This window comes from Cellulomonas sp. URHB0016, assembly GCF_054057935.1.
In genome coordinates this window covers 1,758,891-1,782,169 of record NZ_JBSRZU010000001.1, presented here as the reverse complement: position 1 = coordinate 1,782,169, position 23,279 = coordinate 1,758,891, and the positions used below count along the sequence as shown (strand labels likewise).

Below are 23,279 nucleotides of genomic sequence, written 5' to 3'. Positions count from 1 at the left end.
TCCGTCCGGGCGACGCCACCGAGACGGACGGGTGACCACGATGACGACGAGCCGGGGAGCGGCGGTGCCGAGCCGGACCGTCGAGCCGGCCGTCGTCCACGCGCTGCGGGTCGCCGACGCCCGCAACGACCGTCTGGTGCTGCTGCGCCTCACGGTCCTCGTGGCCACCGGCTACGCGGTCGCTGCGTCCCTGCAGAGCGCCTACGTCTACTCCCGGCTCATCCCGGGGTGGGACGCCGTCACGATCTGGCAGCGGCTCGGCGCGAACGCCGCAGCGGTGACGGCTCTCGCCCTCACCCTCGTCGGTCTGCGCGCCTGGCGGGCGACGAAGGTCTGGCAGATGCTGCTCGCGGTGGTCGGCGCCTCGGTGGTGGCGAGCGGGACGAGGCTGTTCGTCCAGGTCGCGCTCGACGCCTCCACCCTTCCCGACCTCGACACGCGCCAGGCCGAGCTGGCCAGCGGCTTCGCCATCGCCGTCATCTCCTCCGCGATCGGGTATTCCGGCCTCGTCTCCCGCCGGAGCTCGCGGGCGAGGACCCGGACGGCCGAGCGCGACGCGGTGCACGTGGAGCTGGCGGTGCAGGCGCTCGAGCAGGAGGAGATCCGCGTCCGGCGCGAGGTCGCGGAGGGCCTGCACGGGACGCTCCAGCAGAAGCTCGTGCTCGTCGACGCCCGCCTCGCCTCCGTCCTGTCGCGCGTCGGCAGCGGGCTCGACGACGCCGACCGCGACGCCCTGGAGTGGGTGCGTGCCGAGCTCGACCAGGCCCGGCAGATCGACGTGCGCGAGATGAGCCGCCTGCTGTACCCGGACCGGTTGGAGCTCGGGCTGGTCCCGGCCGTCCGAGCGCTCCTCGGCCGCCTGCCCTCGAGCATCGCGACGCGGCTCGAGGTCAGCGACGCGGTGCGGGAGGTCGACGACCCCGGCGGCAGCCGCCTCACGGTGTCCGAGCGACTGCTCGCCGTCCGCGTCGTCGAGGAGGGCGTCACCAACGCGCTCAAGCACGGCCCCGCGTCGAGCGTCCGCGTCGACCTCGCGCTCGACGGCCGGCGGCTGCTCGTCGCGGTCGAGAACGACGGCGAGCTGTACGACCCGGCGTCGGCCGGCGCCGCGTCGGGCACCGAGCGGCTGCGGCAACGGCTCTCGCTCGTCGGCGGCAGCATGGAGCTGGGGCCTGGCCCCGTGCGAGGCGCGCGCCTCGAGGCACGCATGCCGCTGGGTGGGCACGGCGACTGACGTCGCCCACCGGCCGCGCTACTCCACGGGGCTGAGGTGGGGCCGCTTCGGCACCCGCAGGTCGCCGGACGAGCGCTTGCGCAGCCGGCGCGTCGCCCACGGGTACACGTGGTCGCGGAACCACTGCGCGTCCTCACGGGCCTTGTCCATCCGCGGGAGCGGCGGCAACGGGGTCAGCGGGTCGTCCCACGCGGGGTCGTCCGGCTCCAGGCCGAGCCCCACGAGCGCGGCCTGCGCGACCCGCGCGTGGCCCTCGGTGGTCAGGTGGATGCGATCCTCGGACCACATCCGCCCGTCCCGCAGCGACCGCATGCCCCACAGGTCGAGGACGTACGCCCCCTGGCGGCGCGCCATCGACCAGACGTGGGAGTTGTAGAGGCCGACGCGGCTGCGGGTGGTGCGGATGAGCGGGCTGTCGCCGGCGTCCGCCCCCGTCGCGAGCAGCACGTCGGCGCCGGTGGCACGCACGCGCGCGACCGCCACCTCGAGGTTGCGGGCGAGCCGGTCGATGTCGGTGGCGGGGCGCAGCATGTCGTTGTACCCGCCGATGAGGCTCACGAGATCCGGCTCCAGAGCCAGCGCGGGGTTGAGCTGCTCGGCGAGGATCGGGCGCAGAAGACGGCCGCGGATCGCGAGGTTGGCGTACTCGAGAGGGGCCTGGCCGGCCTCGACGCGACGGGACGAGATCCGCGACGCGATGACGTCGGCCCACCCTCGCTGGGGAGCGTCCTGGCCGTCCGGCCCGTCCCAGAGCCCCTCGGTGAACGAGTCGCCGACGGCGACATAGCGGGACCAGCGGGGCGCGGGGAGGGGCGTGCCGTTCACGCTCGCCATTGTGCCCCCGGCGGCGTCGGACGGACGTCGGCGCACGGCGAGCGCCGAGCGGCGCGGCGGTCGTCAGGGCAGGCGCCAGTCGACCGGCGCTGCGCCCTGCGCCTCCAGCAGCCGGTTCACCTGCGAGAACGGCCGGGACCCGAAGAACCCCCGGCTGGCGGAGAGCGGCGACGGGTGCACGCTCTCGACGGTCGCCACCGACCCGAGCGCCGGCTTGAGCGCCTGCGCGTCGCGCCCCCACAGCACAGCGACGAGCGGGCCACCACGCTCGACCAGCGCCGCGACGGCCCGGTCGGTGACGGCCTCCCAGCCGCGGCGACGGTGCGAGGCGGGGGCGCCGGGCCGGACGGTGAGGACCCGGTTGAGCAGCATCACGCCCTGCTCCGCCCACGGGGACAGGTCGCCCGACGACGGCGCGGGAACGCCCACGTCGGTGACCAGCTCGCGGAAGATGTTGTCCAGCGAGCGCGGCAGCGGCCGCACGTCGGGCTGCACGGAGAACGACAGCCCCATCGGGTGGCCGGGGGTCGGGTAGGGGTCCTGCCCGACGACCAGCACCCGCACGTCCGCCATCGGCCGCGCGAAGGCCCGGAGCACCGCATGGCCGGCCGGCAGGTAGCTGTGCCCGGCCGCGACCTCCTCGCGCAGGAACTGCCCGGCAGCCCGGATCTGCGGCTCGGCGGGGGCCAGGGCCCGTGCCCAGTCGGGCGCGACGAGGGAGTCGAGGGGGGCCGGATCCACGCGGTGAGGCTACCGCGCACGCCGCGGGCAGGGCCGGGCCGGGCGGCTTCGTCCGACGCTCGGCGGGCCGAATGACACTGCTGTCATTACGGCCGTACGATGGCCGCCGTCGGCCACCCGACGCCCGCCCGAGGAGGACCCATGGACGCCGCATCGACGATGACGGTCGAGACAGCCACCGTCGGCACTCTCGGCCCCTCCGGCACTGTCGGCCCGTCCGGCGCTGCCGGCCTGTCGGAGCGGGACGAGCAGATCCTCGCGTTCGAGCGGCAGTGGTGGAAGTACGCGGGCGCGAAGGAGCAGGCCATCCGGGAGCTGTTCGACATGTCGGCCACCCGGTACTACCAGGTCGTGAACGCGCTGATCGACGACCCCGCCGCGCTCGCCCACGACCCGATGCTCGTCAAGCGGCTGCGCCGCATGCGCTCGTCGCGCCAGCGGGCTCGTACCGCGCGTCGGCTCGGAGCCGACGCCTGACGCCTCCGGGAGCGGCTAGCCTGTCGGCCGTGAGCAAGGCCGACTACCCCTATCCGGACGACGAGTTCGACCGCGCCGCGGATGCCGACCCGGACATCCCCCGCGGCGTCCACCGGGCACCCCGCAGCGCGTGGAGCCGCTGGTGGCCCTTCGTCGTGGTCGTCGTGCTGGCACCGCTGCTCGCCTTCGGCGCCGTCACCGTCTGGGGCCTGGTCAACGACAGCTCGATGACCGGCACGGACGACTCCGGAGCCACGGTCCCCGACGACGCGGCGACGAGCGACCCGGGCGACGGTGCGCAGGCGCCGGCCGAGGGAGCGGAGACCGGCACCCCGGAGCCCCCTGCGCAGACGGAGCCGCCGACGCCGACACCGGTCCTCACCACCCCGGTCACCGTCCTGAACGGCGCTTCGATCAAGAACCTGGCCGGGACCCAGGCCGACAAGCTCACCGCGGTGGGCTTCACCGCCGTCGACACCGGCAACACCACCGGGGCGCGCCCCGGCGAGAACACGGTCTTCTACAAGAGCGAGGACCTGAAGGACACCGCCACGATGGTCGGGCAGACGCTCGGCATCACCACCGTGACCATGTCCGCGGCCCAGGCCGGCGACGGCATCACGGTGGTGCTCGTCAGCAATCCGTCCGCCTGATCAGCACCGGGACCCGCGCAACCCCGCACGCCGGCTGCTCGTGCGTCGACCGGGACCGACCGGCGACGCGCCGCATCTAGACCCTGGTCGCGCGGCCCCTGCGCCCACTAGGCTCGCCGCACCGGGGCGCCGGCGGAGCGCACCGCGCACCGAACGGCGAGGAGTACGGCATGGCCCAGGGCACCGTGAAGTGGTTCAACGGCGAGAAGGGGTACGGCTTCATCACCCCCTCCGACGGTGGACAGGACCTCTTCGTGCATTTCAGCGCCATCCAGGTGGACGGCTACCGGACCCTCGAAGAAGGCCAGCAGGTCGACTTCGAGGTCGGGCAGGGCACCAAGGGCCCGCAGGCCGAGCAGGTCCGGCCCGTCTGACACCCCGGGTCGAGACGCCGGTGACGGCGCCCCGGCCACCGACCTGAGCACATCCCGACGAGGGCCCCCCACCGACCAGTGCGGGGCCCTCGCCATGCCGGCCGTGCGGGGTCAGCCTGGTGGCAGTGCGGTCGACGCCAAGCGGTCGTCCCGGCGGTCCAGGGCGTCGATCGCGAGGAGCGTGCAGGCAGCGCTCCACGCGAGCGGTGCGACAGCCGCCGGGGAGCCGTCCGCCAGCACCTTCTCCGGGATCGAGCCTGTGGCGGTCCGGTGCCCGTCGAGGAAGTCGAGCCAGCCGTGCGCGCGGGACACGTCGCCGGACTCGGCGGCCAGCCAGGCGTACAGCGACGTCTGGGGGGTCCAGGACACGCCGTCGTCGCGCCAACCGGCACCGGGGGCGAGCCCGCTCGCCGGGCGGAGCATCGTGGGGGCGGACTCCCTCCATGCGGTGCGCGCCCCGGGGGGAGGCACGCGCAGGAAGGGTGGCAGGAGGAAGGCCGTCGCCGCGTCCCGGTGCCCGCCCGCGGCGTACCGGGCGTACCCGGTCGGGGCGAACGCGCGGACGAGCTCGAGCCGGGAGCGTCCCGCTGCTTCGGAGGCGGCCTGCGCCAGCGCGACATCGCCCGTGAGCGGCAGGACGACCGCCGCCTGCTGCAGGCCGGCGACGATCGGTGCGGCGGTGCCGAGAGTGAGCTCCTGCTCGGGCGTCTCCCAGTAGTCGGCGGAGGCGGGCGGAAGGCCCGTCTCCGCGACGAGCCGCAGCGCGTGCTCCGTCGACCGGACGACGAGGGGCCGCAGCCGAGCGGCGGCGCTGCGACGCTGGCCGGGGTCGGGGACCTCGGCCAGCACCAGGCCCGCCGCCCACACGGCCCAGCCCGTGCCGTCGACCTGCACGCCACGGTCGTCGGGCGGGCCGGACCCGTCCGGCTCGTACCGCGCCTGGAACGAGCCGTCCGGCGCCTGCACGCGGTCGAGGAAGCCGAGGACCTCCAGGGCGTCGTCGACGTGCCCCGTGCGGGCGAGGGCCACCGCGACGAAGGCGGAGTCCCGCGGCCACACGTACCTCCAGTGCTCCGACCACCCGGCGACGGCCGCACCGCCGGGCAGGTCGAGCGTGTCCAGGTCCAGCAGCGCGGCCCGGGCCATGTCCTCGTACGGGCCGCCGGACCCCGGCACCGTCCCGTGCGCGAGCCAGGCGCGCTGCGCGGCCGCCTGCGCCGCCGCCGCCGTCCGGGACGTACCCGGGGACGCGGCGGTCCTGGGCAGGCCGCCGAGCGCGTCGACCAGCGTCACCGCGGCGGGGTCGAGCACGTGCGTGCCGGTGAAGAACGGCGCAGCCCGGCCCGGCGCGACCTCGGCGCGCCGCCCGCCGGCGGTGACCGTCACACCTTCCTGGTACAGGTCGATGTGCGCGTACGTCGGCAGCCGGGCCGGAGCCGGCTCGGCTGCCGGGACGCGGTCGACCGGGTGCTGGGGGACGAGAGCGGCGCCGAGCAGGATGACGACGGACAGGGCGGTCACCCGCTGGACGATCGTGCGCCGCGTCGGACGGGACGAGGTGGGAGGTGTCCTGGGGCCGTGCGGCCCTGAAGCGGCGTGCTGGTCCCGGGGGAGCGGGTGTGCGGCGGGGGACCGCGGGGTGGCCCCGGCGGCTGCGGCGTCCGTCGGCCTGCCCGCCGATCCGTCGGCGGCGTTGCCGGCCCAGCTTCCCGCCGCGTTGCCGGCTGAGCTTCCGGCCGCGTTGCCGGCCCGGCTTCCGGCCGCGTTGCCGGTCGAGCCTCCGGTCGCGTTGCCGGTCGAGCTTCCGGCCGCGGTGCCGGCCCAGCTTCCCGCCGCGTTGCCGGTCGAGCTTCCGGCCGCGGTGCTGGTCGAGCCGTCTGCCGAGGCCGCGAGCCGCCCGTCCGGTTCGCCGTCGTCTCCGTCCGCGCGCGGCGCGTCCTCGGGTGCCGAGCGCTCCAGCACGAGGACGGCAGGCGCGACCGGGACGACAGCGGTCGGGGCCTCGTCGTCGACCACGGCGGCGTGATCCTGCACACGGGCACCCTAGCCCGCGCCCGTAGACGGGTGTCCAGGAGGTGCGTCATGGGCGAACGCGCCTTGCACTCTCGGGGGTCGAGTGCTAACCATGTGTCTTAGCACTCTCCGGTGGAGAGTGACAGAACCACCGGCCGCCCGGTGAGGCCCGTCAGCTGCGGGACATGACCGCAGCAGGCAGGCCGTCCGTCGCGGGCACCACGCGGCCACCCCACGAACCAGTGAAGGATCACAGCCCCATGGCCAAGATCATTGCCTTCAACGAGGAGGCCCGCCGCGGCATCGAGCGGGGTCTCAACATCCTCGCCGACACCGTCAAGGTCACGCTCGGCCCGAAGGGTCGCAACGTCGTCCTGGACAAGAAGTGGGGCGCCCCCACGATCACGAACGACGGCGTCTCCATCGCCAAGGAGATCGACCTCGAGGACCCGTTCGAGAAGATCGGCGCCGAGCTCGTCAAGGAGGTCGCCAAGAAGACCGACGACGTCGCCGGTGACGGCACGACGACGGCGACCGTCCTCGCCCAGGCGCTCGTCCGCGAGGGCCTGCGCAACGTGGCCGCGGGTGCGAACCCGATCGCGCTGAAGAAGGGCATCGAGAAGGCCGTCGAGGCCGTCACCGCCCAGCTCCTCCTGCAGGCCAAGGACATCGAGACCAAGGAGGAGATCGCCGCCACGGCCGCCATCTCCGCCGGTGACACCGCGATCGGCGAGCTCATCGCCGAGGCCCTCGACAAGGTGGGCAAGGAAGGCGTCATCACCGTCGAGGAGTCCAGCGCGCTGGGCCTCGAGCTCGAGCTCACCGAGGGCATGCGCTTCGACAAGGGCTACCTGTCGGCGTACTTCGTGACCGACCCCGAGCGTCAGGAGGCCGTCCTCGAGGACGCGTACGTCCTGCTCGTCGAGGGCAAGATCTCGAACGTCAAGGACTTCCTCCCGCTGCTGGAGAAGGTCATCCAGGCCGGCAAGCCGCTGTTCGTCGTCGCCGAGGACGTGGAGGGCGAGGCCCTCCCGACGCTCGTCGTGAACAAGATCCGTGGCACGTTCAAGTCGGTCGCCGTCAAGGCCCCCGGCTTCGGCGACCGCCGCAAGGCGATGCTGCAGGACATGGCCATCCTCACGGGCGGCCAGGTCGTCTCCGAGACCGTCGGTCTCAAGCTGGAGAACGTCGGCCTCGAGGTCCTCGGCACGGCGCGCAAGATCGTCGTCACCAAGGACGAGACCACGATCGTCGAGGGCGCCGGCGAGGCGTCGCAGATCGCCGGTCGCGTGAACCAGATCCGCGCCGAGATCGAGAACTCGGACTCGGACTACGACCGCGAGAAGCTGCAGGAGCGCCTCGCCAAGCTCGCCGGCGGCGTCGCCGTCATCAAGGCGGGTGCGGCCACCGAGGTGGAGCTCAAGGAGCGCAAGCACCGCATCGAGGACGCCGTCCGCAACGCGAAGGCCGCCGTCGAGGAGGGCATCGTCGCCGGTGGTGGCGTCGCCCTCATCCAGGCCGGCAAGCTCGCGTTCGAGAAGCTCGACCTCGAGGGTGACGAGGCCACCGGTGCCGCGATCGTGAAGCTCGCAATCGAGGCCCCGCTCAAGCAGATCGCCATCAACGCCGGTCTCGAGGGCGGCGTCGTCGCCGAGAAGGTCCGCAACCTCCCGACGGGTCACGGCCTCAACGCCGCGACCAACACGTACGAGGACCTGCTGGCCGCGGGCGTCAACGACCCGGTGAAGGTCACGCGCTCCGCCCTGCAGAACGCGGCGTCCATCGCCGCGCTCTTCCTCACCACGGAGGCCGTCGTGGCCGACAAGCCCGAGAAGTCGGCCCCGGCCGGCGGCGGTGGCGGCGAGGACTTCGGCGGCGGCTTCTGATCCGCTGATCGGTCCGCGGCCCTCAAGGGCCGCACCGCACGACGGCGACCTGCGGGTCGCTGAGCCTGACGGCGACCCGAGCGGTCGCTGAGCCTGACGGCGACCCGAGCGGTCGCTGAGCCTGACGGCGACCCGAGCGGTCGCTGAGCACGGTCCGACGGGCCGGTCACCTCCGGGTGGCCGGCCCGTCGTCGTTCCTCGACGTACGCCGCGCACGGCCGCCGGTCCCCTTTCCACCACCCGTTTCGTCGGCCGCATGTCCCAGGGGACGTGCGGCCGACGAAGAGGATGGGAGCGGGAGCCGCGCCCGGCGAAGGGCGGTGCGGCGGTGGGGGCGTGACCGGATCGGGATGTGCGGGAAACAGAGCGTTTACGCCGCGTCACCCCTGGCGGAAACACCCGGTCCCTAGCGTCGTCGGACATGGGCACAGGGATGTATACAGCGCGGGACACAGCGCGGTGTCGCGTCGCTTCCCAGCCGCCCGGTCCGGTTCCGCCCCTGAGTCCTCCGAGTCCCCCGGGGGTCCCCAGCGAAAGGCTCCTCCCTTGACCAGACCTCTCCTGCGCGCGCTCGCCGTCCCGGCAGCCGCGGCGCTCGCTCTGTCCCTCACGGCGTGCGGTGCCCGCACCGCCGACGAGCCGGAGGCGGACGGCACCGGTTCGGCGTCGGGTGCCTCGGCCTCGTGCGTCGACACGTCCGGCGACTCGATCAAGATCGGGTTCCTCAACTCGCTCTCCGGCACCATGGCGATCTCCGAGCAGACGGTGCGCGACAGCCTCGACATGGCGGCCGAGGAGATCAACGACGCCGGCGGCGTGCTCGGCAAGAAGCTCGAGGTGGTGGCCGAGGACGGCGCGTCCGAGCCGACGGTGTTCGCGGAGAAGGCCGAGAAGCTCATCTCGTCCGACTGTGTCGCGGCGGTGTTCGGCGGGTGGACCTCCTCGTCCCGCAAGGCGATGCTGCCCGTGTTCGAGGCGAAGGACTCGCTGCTGTTCTACCCGGTGCAGTACGAGGGCCTCGAGGCGTCGAAGAACATCTTCTACACCGGCGCGACGACGAACCAGCAGATCATCCCGGCCATGGAATACCTCAAGGAGCAGGGCAAGAAGAAGGTGTTCCTCGTCGGGTCGGACTACGTGTTCCCCCGCACGGCGAACAAGGAGATCGTCGCCTGGGCCAAGGCGAACGACGTCGAGATCGTCGGCGAGGAGTACGCGCCGCTCGGGTACACGGACTTCTCGACGATCGTCACGAAGCTCAAGGGCTCGGGCGCGGACGCGGTGTTCAACACGCTGAACGGTGACTCGAACGTGGCGTTCTTCAAGGAGTACAAGAACGTCGGCCTCGCCGCGGAGACGCTGCCGGTGGTCTCCGTGTCGATCGCGGAGGAGGAGGTCGGCGGCATCGGCGTCGACAACGTGGTGGGCCAGCTCACGGCGTGGAACTACTACCAGACGGTCGACAGCCCGGCGAACACGAAGTTCGTGGCGGCGTTCAAGGCGAAGTACGGCGCCGACCGCGTGACCAGCGACCCGATGGAGGCCGCGTACACGTCGCTGTACCTGTGGAAGGGCATGGTGGAGAAGGCGAAGTCGTTCGACGTCGCGGCTATCCAGGACGCGGCGGGCGGCGTGAGCTTCGACGCCCCCGAGGGCACGGTCACCGTCAACGGCGAGAACCACCACATCGCCAAGACGGCCCTCATCGGGAAGATCGGCCCGGACGGGCTCATCCACACGGAGTGGTCGTCGGGCGAGCCCGTCGAGCCGGACCCGTTCCTCGAGGGCTACGACTGGGCCGAGGGCCTGTCCTGACCTCCTGATCGCGGTGGCCCGGCTCTCCCTGCGTGGCGCCGGGTCACCGCCCTCCCACTCCGCCCGCCCCGCTGAGCACGTCGTCACGTGACGACGGGCGCGGCGGAGCGGCCCGCACGGAAGGACGGCCGAGGATGGATGCCCTCGTCTCACAGCTGTTCGCCGGGCTCAGTCTCGGGTCGGTGCTGCTGCTCGCGGCGCTCGGTCTCGCGCTGACGTTCGGTCAGATGGGCGTCATCAACATGGCACACGGCGAGTTCATGATGGCGGGCGCGTACACGGCGTACGTGGTCCAGGGGATCATCGCGGACGCCGGGGTGTCCTTGCTGGTCAGCCTCGTGGTCGGGTTCCTGGTCGGCGGCCTGCTGGGCCTGCTGCTGGAGGTCACGCTGATCTCCCGGATGTACCGGCGGCCGCTCGACACGCTGCTCGTGACGTTCGGCGTCGCGCTCGTGCTGCAGCAGGCGGCCAGGGACGTCTTCGGCGCCCCGAACGTGGACGTGCGGGCACCGGCCTGGCTGTCCGGCGCCGTCCAGGTGCTCGGGGTGGGCGTGCCGAGGACCCGGTTGTTCATCCTCGCTCTGGCGGCCCTGTGCCTCGCGGCCCTGGCCCTGGTGCTCAAGCTGACCCCCCTCGGCCGGCGGATCCGGGCGACGGTGCAGAACCGCGACCTCGCCGAGACGTCGGGCATCAGCACCCGCGCCACCGACCGGCTCACGTTCTTCGTCGGCTCGGGCGTCGCGGGCATCGCCGGGGTGGCGCTCACGCTGCTCGGGTCGGTCGGCCCGACGCTCGGCACCAACTACATCGTCGACGCGTTCCTCGTGGTGGTCATCGGCGGCATCGGGCAGCTCAAGGGCGCGGCGATCGCGGCCCTGGCGCTCGGGCTGCTGCAGGCCTCGTTCGAGTACTCGACGACCGCGTCCATCGCGAAGGTCCTCGTGTTCGTGGTCATCGTCGCCTTCCTGCAGGTCAGACCGCAGGGTCTGGTCTCCGTCCGGTCGCGGAGCCTCGCGTGAGCGCCCGGCTGCGCCTGTGGGGCGGGTTGGCCGTCGCCGCCGTCGCCCTGTTCGTCGTCGCCCCCGGCCTGCTGTCGGACTTCCGGCTCAACCTGCTCGCGAAGTTCCTCTGCCTCGCCATGGTCGCGGTCGGGATCGGGCTGGCGTGGGGTCGCGGTGGGATGCTGACGCTCGGCCAGGGCGTGTTCTTCGGCCTCGGCGGCTACATGATGGCGATGCACCTCAAGCTCGCCGACGCCGGCCCCGGCGGGGTCCCCGACTTCATGCTGCTGTACGGGGACGGCACCGTGCCGGCCTGGTGGGAGCCGTTCCGCGACCCGGTGTTCACGGTCGTCGCGATCCTCCTGGTCCCCGCGGGCATCGCCACGCTGCTCGGCCTCGCGGTCTTCAAGCGGCGGGTGCGCGGCGCGTACTTCGCGATCCTGTCGCAGGCGCTCGCGGCGGCGTTCGCGATCCTGCTGGTGGGCCAGCAGAAGGTCACCGGCGGCACGAACGGCCTGAACGGGTTCACCAGCTTCTTCGGCTTCACACTGGCCGACCCGGTGAACAAGCGGATGCTCTACTTCATCGCCGCCGCGGTGCTGCTCGTGATGGTCCTCGCCACGCGTCTGCTGATGCGCTCGCGGTGGGGCGAGCTGCTCGTCGCCGTCCGCGACCAGGAGAACCGGGTCCGGTTCCTCGGCTACGACCCCGCGGCGGTCAAGGTCGTCGCCTACGCGACGGCGGCCTGCTTCGCGGCGATCGGTGGCGCGCTGTTCACGCCGATCGTCGGGATCATCTCGCCGGCGGACGTCGGCGTGGTGCCGTCCATCGTGTTCCTCGTGGGCGTCGCGATCGGCGGCCGGGCCACGCTGCTCGGCCCGGTGCTCGGCGCCGTCGCGGTGTCCTGGGCGGAGACGAGCCTCTCGGAGTCGTTCCCGTCGTTCTGGACCTACTTCCAGGGCGCCCTGTTCATCGGCGTCGTCGCGTTCCTGCCGAACGGGCTCGCCACGCTGGGTCAGGTGTGGCGGCGGCGACGGGTCGCGTCGGGGCCTCCGGCTGACGGACCCGCCTCGTCTGACGGCGGCACGCCGCACAGCGACGACGAGGTGCACCTGCCTGTCGAGTCCGCGCACGGGAGGACCGCATGAGCGACGACGTGACGACCCCGGCCGCCCTGATGGGCGAGGGCACCCTCGACCCCCAGGCGCTCGAGGCGGTCATCGCCGCCCCCGAGTCGCGGTTCCGGCACGACTACCTGGAGATCCGCGACCTGCGCGTGGTGTTCGACGGCTTCGTGGCCGTCGACGGCGTGGACCTCACGGTGACGCAGGGCGACCTGCGCTTCCTCATCGGCCCCAACGGCGCCGGCAAGACGACCATCGTCGACGCCATCACGGGCCTGGCACCGGCCACGGGCTCGGTGCGGTTCGGCGGCGTGGAGCTCGTCGGCCGTGCGTCGCACCGGATCGCCCGGGCCGGCGTGGGCCGCACCTTCCAGACGGCGTCGGTGTTCGACGAGCTCAGCGTGCTGCAGAACCTCGACATCGCCGCCGGCTCGGGCCGTGGTGCGTGGTCGCTCATGCGCCGTCGCCGGACGGTGCCGGAGACGGTCGACGCCGCCCTCGAGACCGTGGGCCTCACGCACCTGCGTGACGTGGCGGCCGGCGTGCTCGCGCACGGCCAGAAGCAGTGGCTGGAGATCGGGATGCTGCTCGTGCAGGACGCCCGGCTGCTGCTGCTCGACGAGCCGGTCGCGGGGATGAGCCAGGCCGAGCGCGAGGAGACCGGGCAGTTGCTGCAGCGGATCGGCGAGCAGCGCACCGTGGTCGTCGTGGAGCACGACATGGAGTTCCTGCGCTCGTTCGCGTCCTCCGTCACCGTGCTGCACCAGGGCCGGGTGCTCAGCGAGGGGACCGTCGCCCAGGTCCAGGCCGACCCTCGGGTGGTGGAGGTGTACCTCGGCCGGTCCGCCGGGGCACGCGGGACGGCCGCCGACCCGGCCCCGACCGGCGCCCGCCCGGCCGCCGACCCGGCCGCCGACCGGCCCGCGACGGAACCGGCCGCCGACCCGATCACAGCCGAACCGGCCGCACCGACGACGGGAGACGAGTGATGCTGGAGCTCACGGGCGTGCACGTCGGGTACGGGCGCACCTCGGTGGTCCACGGGGTCGACGTGACGGTGGACGACGGTGGCGTGACCGCCGTGATGGGCCACAACGGTGCGGGCAAGACGACGCTCCTGCGTGCAGCAGTGGGCCTGCTGCCTGTGCGCAGCGGCCGCGTGACGCTCGGCGGCGAGGACGTGACGAGGCTGCGGCCGCACCAGCGGGTGCGCCGCGGCCTCGCCTACGTGCCGCAGGGGCAGCAGGCGTTCGGGCAGCTCACCGCCCGGGAGAACCTCCAGCTCGTGGCGGACGGCGCGGGAGCGGCGGCGGCGAGGCGGATGGACGACGCGCTCGACCTCTTCCCGGCGCTGCGCGAGCTGCTCGGCCGCCGGGCCGGCCTGCTCTCGGGCGGTCAGCGGCAGCAGCTCGCGATCGCCCGCGCCCTGCTCACCGGTCCGCGGGTGCTGATCCTCGACGAGCCCACCGAGGGCATCCAGCCGTCCGTGGTCCAGGAGATCGAGGACGCCATCGGGACCTTGACGCGCGCGGGCGGGCTCGCGGTCCTCCTCGTCGAGCAGCACGTCGGGTTCGCGCTCGCGGCGGCGGGGCGGTACTACGTGCTGGAGTCGGGACGGGTGACGCGGAACGGTGCGGGTGGGGCCGACCAGGAGGCGGACGTCCGGGCGGCCATGGCGTTGTGAGCGCGTGACCGGTGTGGCCGGACCGGCTCCCGCGTCCGCGGGTGCCGACAAGGGGAGGGCTACAGTTCGTGGGCATGAGCACCGGTCGGACGGGACGGTTGTCCGGGGTCGGGCAGCACGCGGGCGCGGGCCCGGACGGGGACGTGGCCGAGACCCGCTCGCTGCGGGAGGTCGTCTACGAGCGGCTGCGCGACCAGATCCTCAACGGCCGTATCTCGCCGCGCGAGCGGCTCACCGAGCCCAAGCTCGGCAAGGCGTTCGACGTGTCACGCACGCCGGTGCGCGAGGCGTTGTCGCGGCTGCTGTCGGACGGGCTCGTGGAGCGGACGGACTTCGGGTACGCGGTCGTCGTGCCGAGCCTGGAGGACCTGCGCAACCTGTACGAGCTGCGGATCACGCTGGAGCTGCGCGGCATCGCGCGGGCCATCGAGAACCCTGAGGTCCGGCACGAGGAGGCGCTGCTGCGCTCCGAGCTGGAGACGTGGGCGGAGCTGCGCGACGCGCCGCCCGAGCCGGACGCCAGCTTCGTGCTGTTCGACGAGGGGTTCCACCAGGTGCTGTCCCGGTCGTCCGGGAACACGCAGCTCACCGAGGCGCTGGTCACCGTCAACCAGAAGATCCGCGCGGTGCGCATGCACGACTTCGTCGAGGCGGACCGCATCACCGCCACCATCGACGAGCACATCGAGATCCTCACGCTGGTCCTCGCGCGCGAGCTCCCGGCGGCCCTGACCGCTCTGCACAAGCACGTCGGTGAGTCGCTGGAGGTCGTCATGGAGCGCGCGACGGCGGCCATGACCCGGATGGCGCTCGCGGGCTGACGCGCCGTCAGGCCCGCGTCGGGCCCACCCGCTCGTCGGCCGGTGCCCATCGACACCTCGTCGCGGAACCGACGGGCATGGAACGTCGCGGCGTGGGGACGGCTGCTGCGTAACGCAGCGTTTACCGCACCAGCCCGGACGGGAAACACGCCCTCCGTACGGTGCCGGATACCGAGGTGTATACACCCGGCGCCGCTCTCCACCCCGGGGGATCCACCGTGTTCGACACCCTGCTCGTCGCCAACCGTGGCGAGATCGCCGTCCGCATCCTGCGCACCGCCCGGTCCATGGGTCTGAAGACGGTCGCCGTGTACTCCGACGCGGACGCCGCCGCCCCGCACGTGCGGCTCGCGGACGTCGCCGTCCGGCTCGGACCCGCCCCGGCCGTCGAGAGCTACCTGCGCTCCGACCTGGTGCTGCAGGCGGCGGCCGAGACCGGGGCGGGAGCGATCCACCCCGGCTACGGGTTCCTCTCCGAGAACGCGGCGTTCGCGGGGCACGTCGAGGCGGCCGGGCTGGCGTTCGTCGGGCCGACGCCCGCGCACCTGTCGGTGTTCGGGGACAAGCACCAGGCCAGGCAGGCGGCGCTCGCCGCCGACGTCCCGCTCGTGCCGGGCTCGGGACTGCTCGCGTCCGTCGAGGAGGCGCTCGAGGCCGCCGAGGTGGTCGGCTACCCGGTCATGGTCAAGGCCGTCGGCGGTGGGGGCGGCATCGGCATGCAGGCCTGCTCCGACCCCGCCGAGCTGGTGGTCGCCTTCGAGAAGGTGCAGCGCGTCGCGGCCGCGTCGTTCGGCAGCAGCGGCACCTTCCTGGAACGGTTCGTCGCGCGGGCACGCCATCTGGAGGTGCAGGTGTTCGGGGACGGCGCGGGCCGGGTCGTCAGCCTGGGCGACCGGGACTGCTCGCTCCAGCGGCGCAACCAGAAGGTCGTCGAGGAGGCCCCGGCGCCCGCGCTGCCCGACGAGGTCCGCGCGCAGCTCCAGGAGTCGGCCCGGGCGCTCACCGCGTCGGTCGGCTACCGGTCGGCCGGGACCGTCGAGTACGTGTACGACGTGGACCGGGGCGAGGCGTCGTTCCTCGAGGTCAACACCCGCCTGCAGGTCGAGCACCCCGTCACCGAGCTCGTCACTGGGGTGGACCTCGTCGAGTGGATGCTCCGGCTGGCCCAGGGCGACGCGTCCTTCTTCGACGACCTCCCCGCGTCCGGGCCGCCCGTGCGTGGGCACGCCGTCGAGGTGCGCGTGTACGCCGAGGACCCCCGCAAGGACTACCGGCCGAGCGCCGGGCTGCTGACCGAGGTCGTCTACCCGGCGGACGCCCGGGTGGACGCGTGGGCGGAGACCGGGCAGGAGGTCACGAGCCACTACGACCCGATGCTCGCGAAGGTCATCACGCACGGCCCCAACCGCCCCGCGGCGTTCGCGGCGTCCGCAGCCGCGCTCGACGACACTCGCATCTCCGGCATCGCGACCAACCTGCCGCTGCTGCGCACGATCGTCGGGCTGGGCACCGTGCTGGACGCGACGCACACCACGGGCACGCTCGCCGGCGTCGTCGACGACGAGCCGTACGTCGACGTGCTGCGGCCCGGCGTCATGACCACGGTCCAGGACTGGCCGGGCCGGCTCGGTCACTGGGACGTCGGCATCTCCCCGTCGGGCCCGATGGACGACCTGTCGTTCCGGCTCGGCAACCGCGCGCTCGGCAACCCCGAGGGCGTGCCGGGCCTGGAGTGCACGCTGACCGGGCCGCGGCTGCGGTTCAGCCACGAGACGGTCGTCTGCGTCACCGGCGCCGACGCGCCCGTGACGGTCGACGGCGAGCCGGTGCCGCAGTGGGAGCCGGTCGTGGTTCCCGCGGGCGGTGTGCTCGACGTGGGCGCCCCGTCCGACGCCGGCCTGCGGACGTACGTGCTGGTCGCTGGCGGCCTCGACGTGCCGCTGTACCTCGGCTCGGCGTCGACGTTCTCGCTCGGCGGGTTCGGGGGGTACACGGGCCGCGCGCTGGTTCTCGGCGACACGCTCGTGCCCGGGACGGCGCCGACCGGGCCCATGGCGATCGTGCCCTCCGCCGACCGCCCCGAGCTCGTGCACGACTGGGAGATCGCGGTCGCCGAGGGACCCCAGCCGGCGCCGACGTACTTCACGCCCGGAGACATGGCGATGCTGTACTCCTCGACCTGGCAGGTGCAGACGCACGCCAACCGCACCGGTATCCGGCTCACCGGGCCGAAGCCGCAGTGGGCCCGGCCCGACGGCGGCGAGGCGGGCCTGCACCCGTCGAACCTGCACGACAACCCGTACTCGGTCGGTGCGCTCAACGTCTCCGGCGACACCCCGATCCTGCTCGGGCCGGACGGCCCGAGCCTCGGCGGGTTCGCCTGCCCGGTGACCGTGGTGGTGGGGCACCGCTGGAAGATGGGACAGATCCGGCCCGGCGACACCGTGCGGCTGGTGCCGGTGCCGGCGACGACCGCGGACGCCCTGCGCTCGTCGGACGCGCTCCGCGCGCTCGCCTCGGTCCCCGCCTCCCTGCCGATCGGGCCGGACGGCGACGACGGGGTGCTGGCGGCGATCCCCGGCGACGCCGACCGGCCCGACGTCGTCTACCTGCGCGGTGCCGACGACAACGTGCTCGTGGAGTACGGACCGATGGTGCTCGACCTCGGTCTGCGCATGCGGGTGCACGCCCTCGGCGAGGCGCTGCGTGCCCGCGGTCTGCCCGGGGTCGTCGACATCACGCCGGGCGTCCGGTCGCTGCACGTGCACGTCGACCCGGTGCACCTCTCCGTCAGCGCCCTCGTGGACGTGCTCGTGGAGATCGAGGCCGCGCTGCCCGCCACCGCGGACCTCGTGGTCCCGTCGCGCCGGATCCACCTGCCGCTGTCGTTCGACGACCCCGTCATCGGCGAGGCCGTCGCCCGGTACCAGGCGGGCGTGCGGCCGAGCGCGCCGTGGCTCCCGTCGAACATCGAGTTCGTCCGCCGGGTCAACGGCCTGAGCTCGACGGACGACGTGCTCCGCACCATGACGTCGGCCGAGTACCTGGTGCTCGGCCTCGGCGACGTGTACCTCGGCGCGCCGCTCGCCGTCCCGCTCGACCCCCGGCACCGGCTCATGACCACGAAGTACAACCCTGCCCGCACCTGGACCGCGTCCGACACGGTCGGCCTCGGCGGCCAGTACCTGTGCGTGTACGGCATGGACTCGCCCGGCGGGTACCAGCTCGTCGGGCGGACCGTGCCCATCTGGTCCGGGCACCGGCAGCGCGGGGTGTTCGAACCGGGGAAGCCCTGGCTCCTGCGGTTCTTCGACCGCATCGTCTGGCACCCGGTGGCGGCGGCCGAGCTGCTGACGCAACGGGAGGCGTTCGCCGCGGGACGGCTCGACGTCGAGGTGGAGCACGGCACGTTCTCCTACCGGGACCACCTCGCGCTCCTCGCCGAGCACGCCGACGACATCGCGGCCTTCCAGGCGACGCAGGCCGCCGCCTTCGCGGCCGAGCGGTCGGCCTGGGAGCTGGCCGGCGAGCTGTCCGCACCCGCGGACGAGCCGGTCGACGAGGCGGTCGCGCTGCCCGTCGAGATCGAGCTGCCCGACGGCAGCGTGCTCGTCGAGGCGCCCATGGTGGGAAGCGTGTGGCGCGTCGAGGTGCAGGTGGGCGACGTGGTCGCGGACGGCGACCTGCTCGTCGCGCTGGAGGCGATGAAGCTCGAGCTCGGGGTGGTCGCGCCGGCGGCCGGGACCGTGCTGAGCGTGCTCGTCGAACCAGGCCAGCACGTCGCTCCCGGCACGCCTCTCGCGATCGTGGCGGTGGGTGCATGACCCTGCTCACCATGGAGACGGCTGTCGAGCGGGTGCGCGCTGCCTACGCACGGATCGCGGAGGTGGACCGGCCCGAGGTGTGGATCAGCCTCGTGCCGGCGGCGGAGGCCCTGGCGGCGGCTGCGCTCGTCGACGCGGCCGTGGCCGCCGGGGCGTCGTTGCCGCTCGCGGGGACCACGCTGGCGGTGAAGGACAACATCGACGTCGCCGGGCTCCCCACGACGGCGGCCTGCCCGTCGTTCGCGGCCGGGCCTGCGCCCGCGTCGGCGCCCGCCGTGCAGCGGCTGGTCGACGCCGGTGCCGTCGTGATCGGCAAGACGAACCTCGACCAGTTCGCCACGGGCCTCGTCGGTACCCGCTCCCCGTACGGCGCAGTCCGGCACGCGACCCTTCCCGACCGGGTCTCGGGCGGGTCCAGCTCCGGGTCGGCCGTCGCCGTCGCGCTGGGCATCGCCGACATCGGTCTCGGCACCGACACCGCGGGCTCAGGGCGCGTCCCGGCGGCGTTCGGCGGGATCGTCGGCATCAAGACGACCGTCGGGCTCGTGCCGACGGCCGGCGTCGTCCCCGCGTGCCGGTCGTACGACGTCGTCACCACGTTCACGCGAGGGCTCGACCTCGGGGTCCTCGCCTCGCGGCTCATGGCCCAGGACGGGGCGCGGACGTGGCCGGTCGACGTGCGCCTCGGTCTGCGGGCCGCCCCCGTGGTGGCGGTCCCGCGCGCCGCCGACCTCGCGCCCCTGTCCCCGGGGTGGCGCGCGGCGTTCGCGTCGGCGGTCAGCGCCGTCGAGGCGACGGGCGCCTCGGTCCGCGTGGTCGACGTGTCACCGATGCTCGACGCCGCGCGGCTCCTGTACGACGGCGCCATCCTCGCCGAGCGGTACGAGGCGGTGGGCCCCTTCCTCGCGGGCGAGCCCTCCGGCGCCGACCCGACGGTCGCCTCGATCATCCTGGCGGGCCGCGCCATCACGGCCGCCGACTACGTCACGGACCGGGCCCGGCTGGACGACGCCCGCGTCGCCGCCCTCGCGGCACTCGACGGGTGCGACGTCCTGCTGCTCCCCACGACGACGGAGCACCCGACCATCGCCGCCGTGCAGGCCGACCCGGTCGGCATCAACCGGCGGCTCGGCACGTACACGAACTTCGTCAACCTGCTCGACCTGGCGGCCGTCGCCGTTCCTGCCGGAGAGGCCGACGGGGGACCGTTCGGCGTGACGGTCGTGTCCCGGGCGTTCGACGACCAGCTCGCCGTCGACCTCGCCGCCCGGCTGCTGGCGACGGACGGCGACCCGCTCCTCGTCGACGGCGGCGTGGACGTGCTCGTGGTCGGCGCGCACCTGCGGGGCCAGCCGCTGAACGGCGAGCTCGAGGCACTCGGCGGCCGGTTCGTGGCGTCGGTCCGCACCTCCGACGCCTACCGTCTCGTCGCGCTCGACACCGTCCCGCGCAAACCCGGGCTCGTCCGGGTCGGCCCGGGCGGAGGTGCGCCGATCGCGGGGGAGGTGTGGCGGCTGTCGGCGGGTGCGCTCGGCCGGTTCCTTGCCGCGCTGCCTGCGCCGATGAGTCTCGGCCAGGCCGAGCTCTCCGACGGCACCTGGGTGGTGGGCTTCGGGTGCACGGCCGAGTCCGGGGCCGCCGGCACCGACGTCACCGAGTCGGGCGGCTGGGTGGAGGCGCTCCGCAGGGGCCACTGACCGGCGACGCTTGCCGAACCGTGCGACGGTCGGCGCCCGGCGGCGCCGCGAGGACCGGCGGCGCCGCGAGGACCAGCGGCGCCGCGAGGGCCGGCGGCGCCGCGAGGACCGGCGGCGCCGCGAGGACCGGCGGCGCCGTGAGGACCGGCGAGCGCTACGGTCGTCCGGTGCTTCCTGGTGCGACGACCCGCCTGCGCTTTCGCGAGATGACGCACGACGACCTCGACGCGATGGCGGCACTGCTGGGGGACCCGCGGGTCATGACCTACTACCCGGCCCCGAAGACGACGCAGGAGGCGGCCGGCTGGATCTCCTGGAACCTCGACAACTACGCCCGGTACGGGTACGGGCTGTGGATCGTCGAGACGCACGCCGGTGAGTTCGTCGGGGACTGCGGCCTGACCTGGCAGCCCCTGGGCGGCACCACCCGCCTGGAGGTCGGGTACCACGTGCGACACGAGCTCCAGTGTCGCGGGTACGCCACCGAGGCTGCCGCCGCCTGCCGGGACCTCGCTCGCGACTCCCTCGGGGCGACCGAGCTCGTCGCGATCATCCATCCCCGCAACGAGGCCTCACGACGCGTCGCGTCGAAGCTCGGAATGACCCACCTCACCGACGACGTCGTCCCGAAGGGCGGTGTCCGCACGGTCATGGGCATGCGGCTCGCCGCTCCCGCGCCGGCGGCAGACGTCGTCGACGGTCCCGCCTGACGCCCGCGTGCTCCGGGCACCAGGGGAGACCGTGGCGACGGCCTCTACGGTGACCCGGTGACGACTCAGGTGATCGTGCTCAACGGTGGGTCCAGCTCGGGCAAGTCCGGGATCCTGCGGTGCCTGCAGTCGGTGCTGCCCGACCAGTGGCTCGCCGCTGCTGTCGACTCGTTGGTCGACGCGATGCCTGCCCGGATGCGGACGTCCGACGGCGGGATCGAGTTCGCGAGCGACGGCGGCGTCCATGTCGGCGCCGAGTTCCGGACGCTTCAGGCCGCGTGGATGCAGGGGGTCGCGGCGATGGCTCGTGCAGGTGCGCGGGTCGTCATCGACGACGTCTTCCTCGGAGGCGCGAGGACCCAGGCCGAGTGGCGCGCGGTCCTCGACGGGTTGGACGTGCTCTGGGTCGGCGTCCGCTGCGAGAGCGGGGACGCCGAGGGGCGTGAGATCGCCCGCGGCGACCGTGTGCACGGCATGGCGGCGCTCCAGGCCCACCTGGTGCACGACGGGGTCTGCTACGACGTCGAGGTCGACACCACGCACACGGAGGCCCTCGACTGCGCACGGGCCATCGCCGCCCACCTCACCTGACCGGCCGGACGTCAGGCCCGACGGCGCCGTGCGATGGCTGTCGGTCGCTGGTCGCTCAGTGCCGGCGGGTGCGGTCCCGGGCCGGGATGCGCAGACCCGACGCGCGCAGCCGCCGGATCAGCTCGCCTGCGCTGACAGGAACCGCGCCGAGCGCGACGAGCTCGTCGACCCGGGCGTCGGGTACGTCGTAGTGGTCGAGGTCGAACGCCCTCTCGGGCAGCCCTGCCCGGGCCGCGAACGCGTGCAGCTCCTCGACGGAGGAGTCGCTGACCAGGTGCGCCCAGTGCCGACCGTGCCGGGGCCACAGCGGGGGATCGACGAGCACGGTCACCGCCCGAGCGTATGCCGCCCGGCGGTGGACGAATGCCGCACCGACGCCTGCCGGTCGTGACCTGCGCGCGACCGCCCGGCCGGGAAGCGGTGGGCTCCGGGGCCGGGTCTCACACGGTGAACAGCCGCGACGCCTGCGACTCGGCCTCGGCGTAGGTCCGGGCGGCAGCGTGCATGGCGGTGCTGATGGACTGGAGTGACTGGTCCATCCGGGTCTCGGTGGCGGACCAGTCCGTGAGGACCCCGGCGAAGGCCGTCGCCGCGCCGCCGCGCCAGGTGCCCTGGAGCTCGGCCAGCTGGCGGTGCATCGCGGACACCTCGGCGCGGATCGACGCCGCGCGCGCCTGCACCCCGGCCGCGGCCTGTGCGACCTGGGCGCTGTCGACCTCGAACCTCGTCATGACGGACCTCCGTGACTCGTCGGCGACGCGTCCTGCGAGCCGCGCCGGTGTTCCGCCGAACGTAGGCCGGGGCGCGAGCCCTCGTCCGGCCGGATCGACGGGCTGAGGTTTGGCCGTCGCCGACGGTGGGGCTGTGGGCGGTTCGCCGCGGCCAGCGCGACGCCGACCGACCGGCCGCACCGCGGGCGGCAACCGCCTCCCGGCGGCGGTCCCGGCAGTCAGGACGCGCTCGCGTCGCCCGGCCGGGGGGTCAGGACCGCGTCGCGTCGCCCGTGCTCGAGGCGGCCGCGGCCCGGGCCGTCGCGTCGTCGGTCGCCCCGTTGAGCGCCTGCTCTGGCTCGACGGCCGCCAGCTTCTCGGCGTTCAGCTTCGCCAGCTCCTTCTCGAGCCGCTGGAGCTCCGCGGACACGTTCTGCCGGGCCGGCTCCTCCCACGCGGCGCCGAGCGGGCTGGAGAACAGCGACGGCCGGGCGAGCAGCTTGTGCAGGATCCGCACGCGCGCCCGCACGTAGTCCTCGATGGGCAGGTGGGCGTACTCGGCGCGCACGTCGTGCAGGTAGGCCTTGTAGCGCTGCGGCTCGGCGGCGAGCATCGCCAGGTCGGCGTCGCAGAGCACGGCGCAGTCGAAGTCCGTGGGGTCGGGCGAGTGCCTGACGAGGGCCACCACGAGGTCGTGCACGCGGTTCGCGCGCCGCTCGCTGACACCGAGCTTGGTCAGCTCCTCGTGCGCCAGGCGCGCGCTGGCGATCTCGTCCTCCCCGCCGCGGTTGGCGTACGACTTCGCGTCGGCGGAGTCGAAGATCGCGCCGTGGTACCAGGCGGCCAGCCGCACGAGGTCGGGCTCGTGGGTCTCCTCGACCAGCTCGTCGACGCGGACCAGCACGTCGACCAGGTGCTTGAGGTTGTGGAAGTCGCGGCCGGGGGACGACCAGCGGTCGATCAGCGCCTGACCGGCGTCGCGGATCTCCTCGACGCCTGCGGTCGCACCAGCGCCCAGGACGCTGCGCTGGTAGGCGGACAACAACCACTGTGGTGCGTCATGGACGCCCATGGATGACAGCCTCACGAC

The 23,279-nt window shown here is 73.6% G+C and carries 21 protein-coding genes; 15 read left to right on the top strand and 6 right to left on the bottom strand.

All coding sequences use genetic code 11. The annotated features are described in order from the left end of the window. Positions 1 to 40: 40 nt before the first annotated feature. A complete protein-coding gene (locus tag ACVW07_RS08330; protein WP_456818781.1) occupies positions 41 to 1,234 on the top strand; it encodes a sensor histidine kinase in 1,194 nt (397 codons plus the stop codon). 18 nt (positions 1,235 to 1,252) lie between these two features. Here the strand turns inward: ACVW07_RS08330 and ACVW07_RS08325 are convergent, their stop codons facing one another. Beyond that, on the bottom strand, positions 1,253 to 2,068 hold the full coding sequence (locus ACVW07_RS08325; RefSeq protein WP_456818780.1) for an SGNH/GDSL hydrolase family protein: 816 nt from the start codon (positions 2,066 to 2,068) through the stop codon (positions 1,253 to 1,255). Positions 2,069 to 2,131: 63 nt separating this feature from the next. Then, the gene (locus tag ACVW07_RS08320) at positions 2,132 to 2,809 is read right to left on the bottom strand and encodes a uracil-DNA glycosylase (RefSeq protein ID WP_456818779.1); all 678 of its coding nucleotides are present in this window, start codon (positions 2,807 to 2,809) and stop codon (positions 2,132 to 2,134) included. Between the two features lie 141 nt (positions 2,810 to 2,950). Here ACVW07_RS08320 and ACVW07_RS08315 point away from each other — a divergent pair, with 141 nt between their 5' ends. The 3 genes from ACVW07_RS08315 to ACVW07_RS08305 all read left to right on the top strand — a co-directional run bounded on the left by ACVW07_RS08315 (position 2,951) and on the right by ACVW07_RS08305 (position 4,313). After that, positions 2,951 to 3,286 (top strand): DUF3263 domain-containing protein, encoded by a 336-nt coding sequence (locus tag ACVW07_RS08315; protein WP_456818778.1) that lies wholly within the window; start codon positions 2,951 to 2,953, stop codon positions 3,284 to 3,286. Positions 3,287 to 3,315: 29 nt separating this feature from the next. Then, on the top strand, positions 3,316 to 3,939 hold the full coding sequence (locus tag ACVW07_RS08310; protein WP_456818777.1) for a LytR C-terminal domain-containing protein: 624 nt from the start codon (positions 3,316 to 3,318) through the stop codon (positions 3,937 to 3,939). A 170-nt stretch (positions 3,940 to 4,109) separates the two neighbouring features. Then, entirely contained in the window at positions 4,110 to 4,313 is a 204-nt protein-coding gene (locus ACVW07_RS08305) for a cold-shock protein (RefSeq protein WP_456818776.1), read from the top strand. A gap of 111 nt (positions 4,314 to 4,424) precedes the next feature. On the opposite strand, the gene ACVW07_RS08300 is transcribed toward ACVW07_RS08305, so the two are convergent. Next, the gene (locus ACVW07_RS08300) at positions 4,425 to 6,347 is read right to left on the bottom strand and encodes a glycoside hydrolase family 15 (protein WP_456818775.1); all 1,923 of its coding nucleotides are present in this window, start codon (positions 6,345 to 6,347) and stop codon (positions 4,425 to 4,427) included. Positions 6,348 to 6,586: 239 nt separating this feature from the next. Between ACVW07_RS08300 and groL the strand changes: the two genes are divergently transcribed. The 11 genes from groL (at position 6,587) to cpt (ending at position 21,479) form a co-directional block, all read left to right on the top strand. Beyond that, positions 6,587 to 8,212: a chaperonin GroEL gene (gene groL, locus ACVW07_RS08295; protein WP_456818774.1), complete on the top strand. Its 1,626-nt coding sequence runs from the start codon at positions 6,587 to 6,589 to the stop codon at positions 8,210 to 8,212. A 546-nt stretch (positions 8,213 to 8,758) separates the two neighbouring features. After that, positions 8,759 to 10,027 (top strand): urea ABC transporter substrate-binding protein, encoded by a 1,269-nt coding sequence (gene urtA / locus ACVW07_RS08290; protein WP_456818773.1) that lies wholly within the window; start codon positions 8,759 to 8,761, stop codon positions 10,025 to 10,027. Positions 10,028 to 10,161: 134 nt separating this feature from the next. Beyond that, positions 10,162 to 11,046 carry an urea ABC transporter permease subunit UrtB gene (urtB, locus tag ACVW07_RS08285; RefSeq protein ID WP_456818772.1) on the top strand — a complete coding sequence of 295 codons (885 nt, stop codon included), beginning with the start codon at positions 10,162 to 10,164 and terminating at the stop codon, positions 11,044 to 11,046. Next, positions 11,043 to 12,176 carry an urea ABC transporter permease subunit UrtC gene (urtC, locus tag ACVW07_RS08280; RefSeq protein WP_456818771.1) on the top strand — a complete coding sequence of 378 codons (1,134 nt, stop codon included), beginning with the start codon at positions 11,043 to 11,045 and terminating at the stop codon, positions 12,174 to 12,176. Before urtB ends, urtC begins: the two co-directional genes overlap by 4 nt. Then, positions 12,173 to 13,141, top strand: a complete 969-nt coding sequence (gene urtD / locus ACVW07_RS08275; protein ID WP_456818770.1) for an urea ABC transporter ATP-binding protein UrtD — start codon at positions 12,173 to 12,175, stop codon at positions 13,139 to 13,141. Before urtC ends, urtD begins: the two co-directional genes overlap by 4 nt. Then, entirely contained in the window at positions 13,141 to 13,836 is a 696-nt protein-coding gene (gene urtE / locus ACVW07_RS08270; protein ID WP_456818769.1) for an urea ABC transporter ATP-binding subunit UrtE, read from the top strand. The genes urtD and urtE overlap by 1 nt, the downstream gene beginning before the upstream one ends. A gap of 74 nt (positions 13,837 to 13,910) precedes the next feature. Then, a complete protein-coding gene (locus ACVW07_RS08265; protein WP_456818768.1) occupies positions 13,911 to 14,657 on the top strand; it encodes a GntR family transcriptional regulator in 747 nt (248 codons plus the stop codon). A 218-nt stretch (positions 14,658 to 14,875) separates the two neighbouring features. After that, the gene (gene uca, locus ACVW07_RS08260; RefSeq protein WP_456818767.1) at positions 14,876 to 18,481 is read left to right on the top strand and encodes an urea carboxylase; all 3,606 of its coding nucleotides are present in this window, start codon (positions 14,876 to 14,878) and stop codon (positions 18,479 to 18,481) included. Beyond that, the gene (gene atzF / locus ACVW07_RS08255; RefSeq protein WP_456818766.1) at positions 18,478 to 20,178 is read left to right on the top strand and encodes an allophanate hydrolase; all 1,701 of its coding nucleotides are present in this window, start codon (positions 18,478 to 18,480) and stop codon (positions 20,176 to 20,178) included. Before uca ends, atzF begins: the two co-directional genes overlap by 4 nt. A gap of 167 nt (positions 20,179 to 20,345) precedes the next feature. Beyond that, positions 20,346 to 20,888: a GNAT family N-acetyltransferase gene (locus tag ACVW07_RS08250; RefSeq protein WP_456818765.1), complete on the top strand. Its 543-nt coding sequence runs from the start codon at positions 20,346 to 20,348 to the stop codon at positions 20,886 to 20,888. A gap of 57 nt (positions 20,889 to 20,945) precedes the next feature. Continuing rightward, entirely contained in the window at positions 20,946 to 21,479 is a 534-nt protein-coding gene (gene cpt / locus ACVW07_RS08245) for a chloramphenicol phosphotransferase CPT (protein ID WP_456818764.1), read from the top strand. A gap of 55 nt (positions 21,480 to 21,534) precedes the next feature. Here the strand turns inward: cpt and ACVW07_RS08240 are convergent, their stop codons facing one another. From ACVW07_RS08240 to ACVW07_RS08230, 3 genes are all read right to left on the bottom strand, one after another. Further along, positions 21,535 to 21,810: a DUF4031 domain-containing protein gene (locus tag ACVW07_RS08240; RefSeq protein WP_456818763.1), complete on the bottom strand. Its 276-nt coding sequence runs from the start codon at positions 21,808 to 21,810 to the stop codon at positions 21,535 to 21,537. A 109-nt stretch (positions 21,811 to 21,919) separates the two neighbouring features. Further along, on the bottom strand, positions 21,920 to 22,210 hold the full coding sequence (locus ACVW07_RS08235; RefSeq protein ID WP_456818762.1) for a WXG100 family type VII secretion target: 291 nt from the start codon (positions 22,208 to 22,210) through the stop codon (positions 21,920 to 21,922). 250 nt (positions 22,211 to 22,460) lie between these two features. Continuing rightward, positions 22,461 to 23,261 (bottom strand): HD domain-containing protein, encoded by an 801-nt coding sequence (locus ACVW07_RS08230; protein WP_456818761.1) that lies wholly within the window; start codon positions 23,259 to 23,261, stop codon positions 22,461 to 22,463. Positions 23,262 to 23,279 lie beyond the last annotated feature (18 nt).

Bases quoted from the DNA above. Each gene is read 5' to 3' on its own strand.
- urtB (WP_456818772.1), top strand. From the start codon at position 10,162: ATGGATGCCCTCGTCTCACAGCTGTTCGCCGGGCTCAGTCTCGGGTCG.
- ACVW07_RS08230 (WP_456818761.1), bottom strand. From the start codon at position 23,261: ATGGGCGTCCATGACGCACCACAGTGGTTGTTGTCCGCCTACCAGCGC.
- groL (WP_456818774.1), top strand. From the start codon at position 6,587: ATGGCCAAGATCATTGCCTTCAACGAGGAGGCCCGCCGCGGCATCGAG.
- urtE (WP_456818769.1), top strand. From the start codon at position 13,141: ATGCTGGAGCTCACGGGCGTGCACGTCGGGTACGGGCGCACCTCGGTG.
- ACVW07_RS08330 (WP_456818781.1), top strand. From the start codon at position 41: ATGACGACGAGCCGGGGAGCGGCGGTGCCGAGCCGGACCGTCGAGCCG.
- atzF (WP_456818766.1), top strand. From the start codon at position 18,478: ATGACCCTGCTCACCATGGAGACGGCTGTCGAGCGGGTGCGCGCTGCC.
- ACVW07_RS08315 (WP_456818778.1), top strand. From the start codon at position 2,951: ATGGACGCCGCATCGACGATGACGGTCGAGACAGCCACCGTCGGCACT.
- urtD (WP_456818770.1), top strand. From the start codon at position 12,173: ATGAGCGACGACGTGACGACCCCGGCCGCCCTGATGGGCGAGGGCACC.
- ACVW07_RS08265 (WP_456818768.1), top strand. From the start codon at position 13,911: ATGAGCACCGGTCGGACGGGACGGTTGTCCGGGGTCGGGCAGCACGCG.
- ACVW07_RS08305 (WP_456818776.1), top strand. From the start codon at position 4,110: ATGGCCCAGGGCACCGTGAAGTGGTTCAACGGCGAGAAGGGGTACGGC.
- ACVW07_RS08235 (WP_456818762.1), bottom strand. From the start codon at position 22,210: ATGACGAGGTTCGAGGTCGACAGCGCCCAGGTCGCACAGGCCGCGGCC.
- ACVW07_RS08325 (WP_456818780.1), bottom strand. From the start codon at position 2,068: ATGGCGAGCGTGAACGGCACGCCCCTCCCCGCGCCCCGCTGGTCCCGC.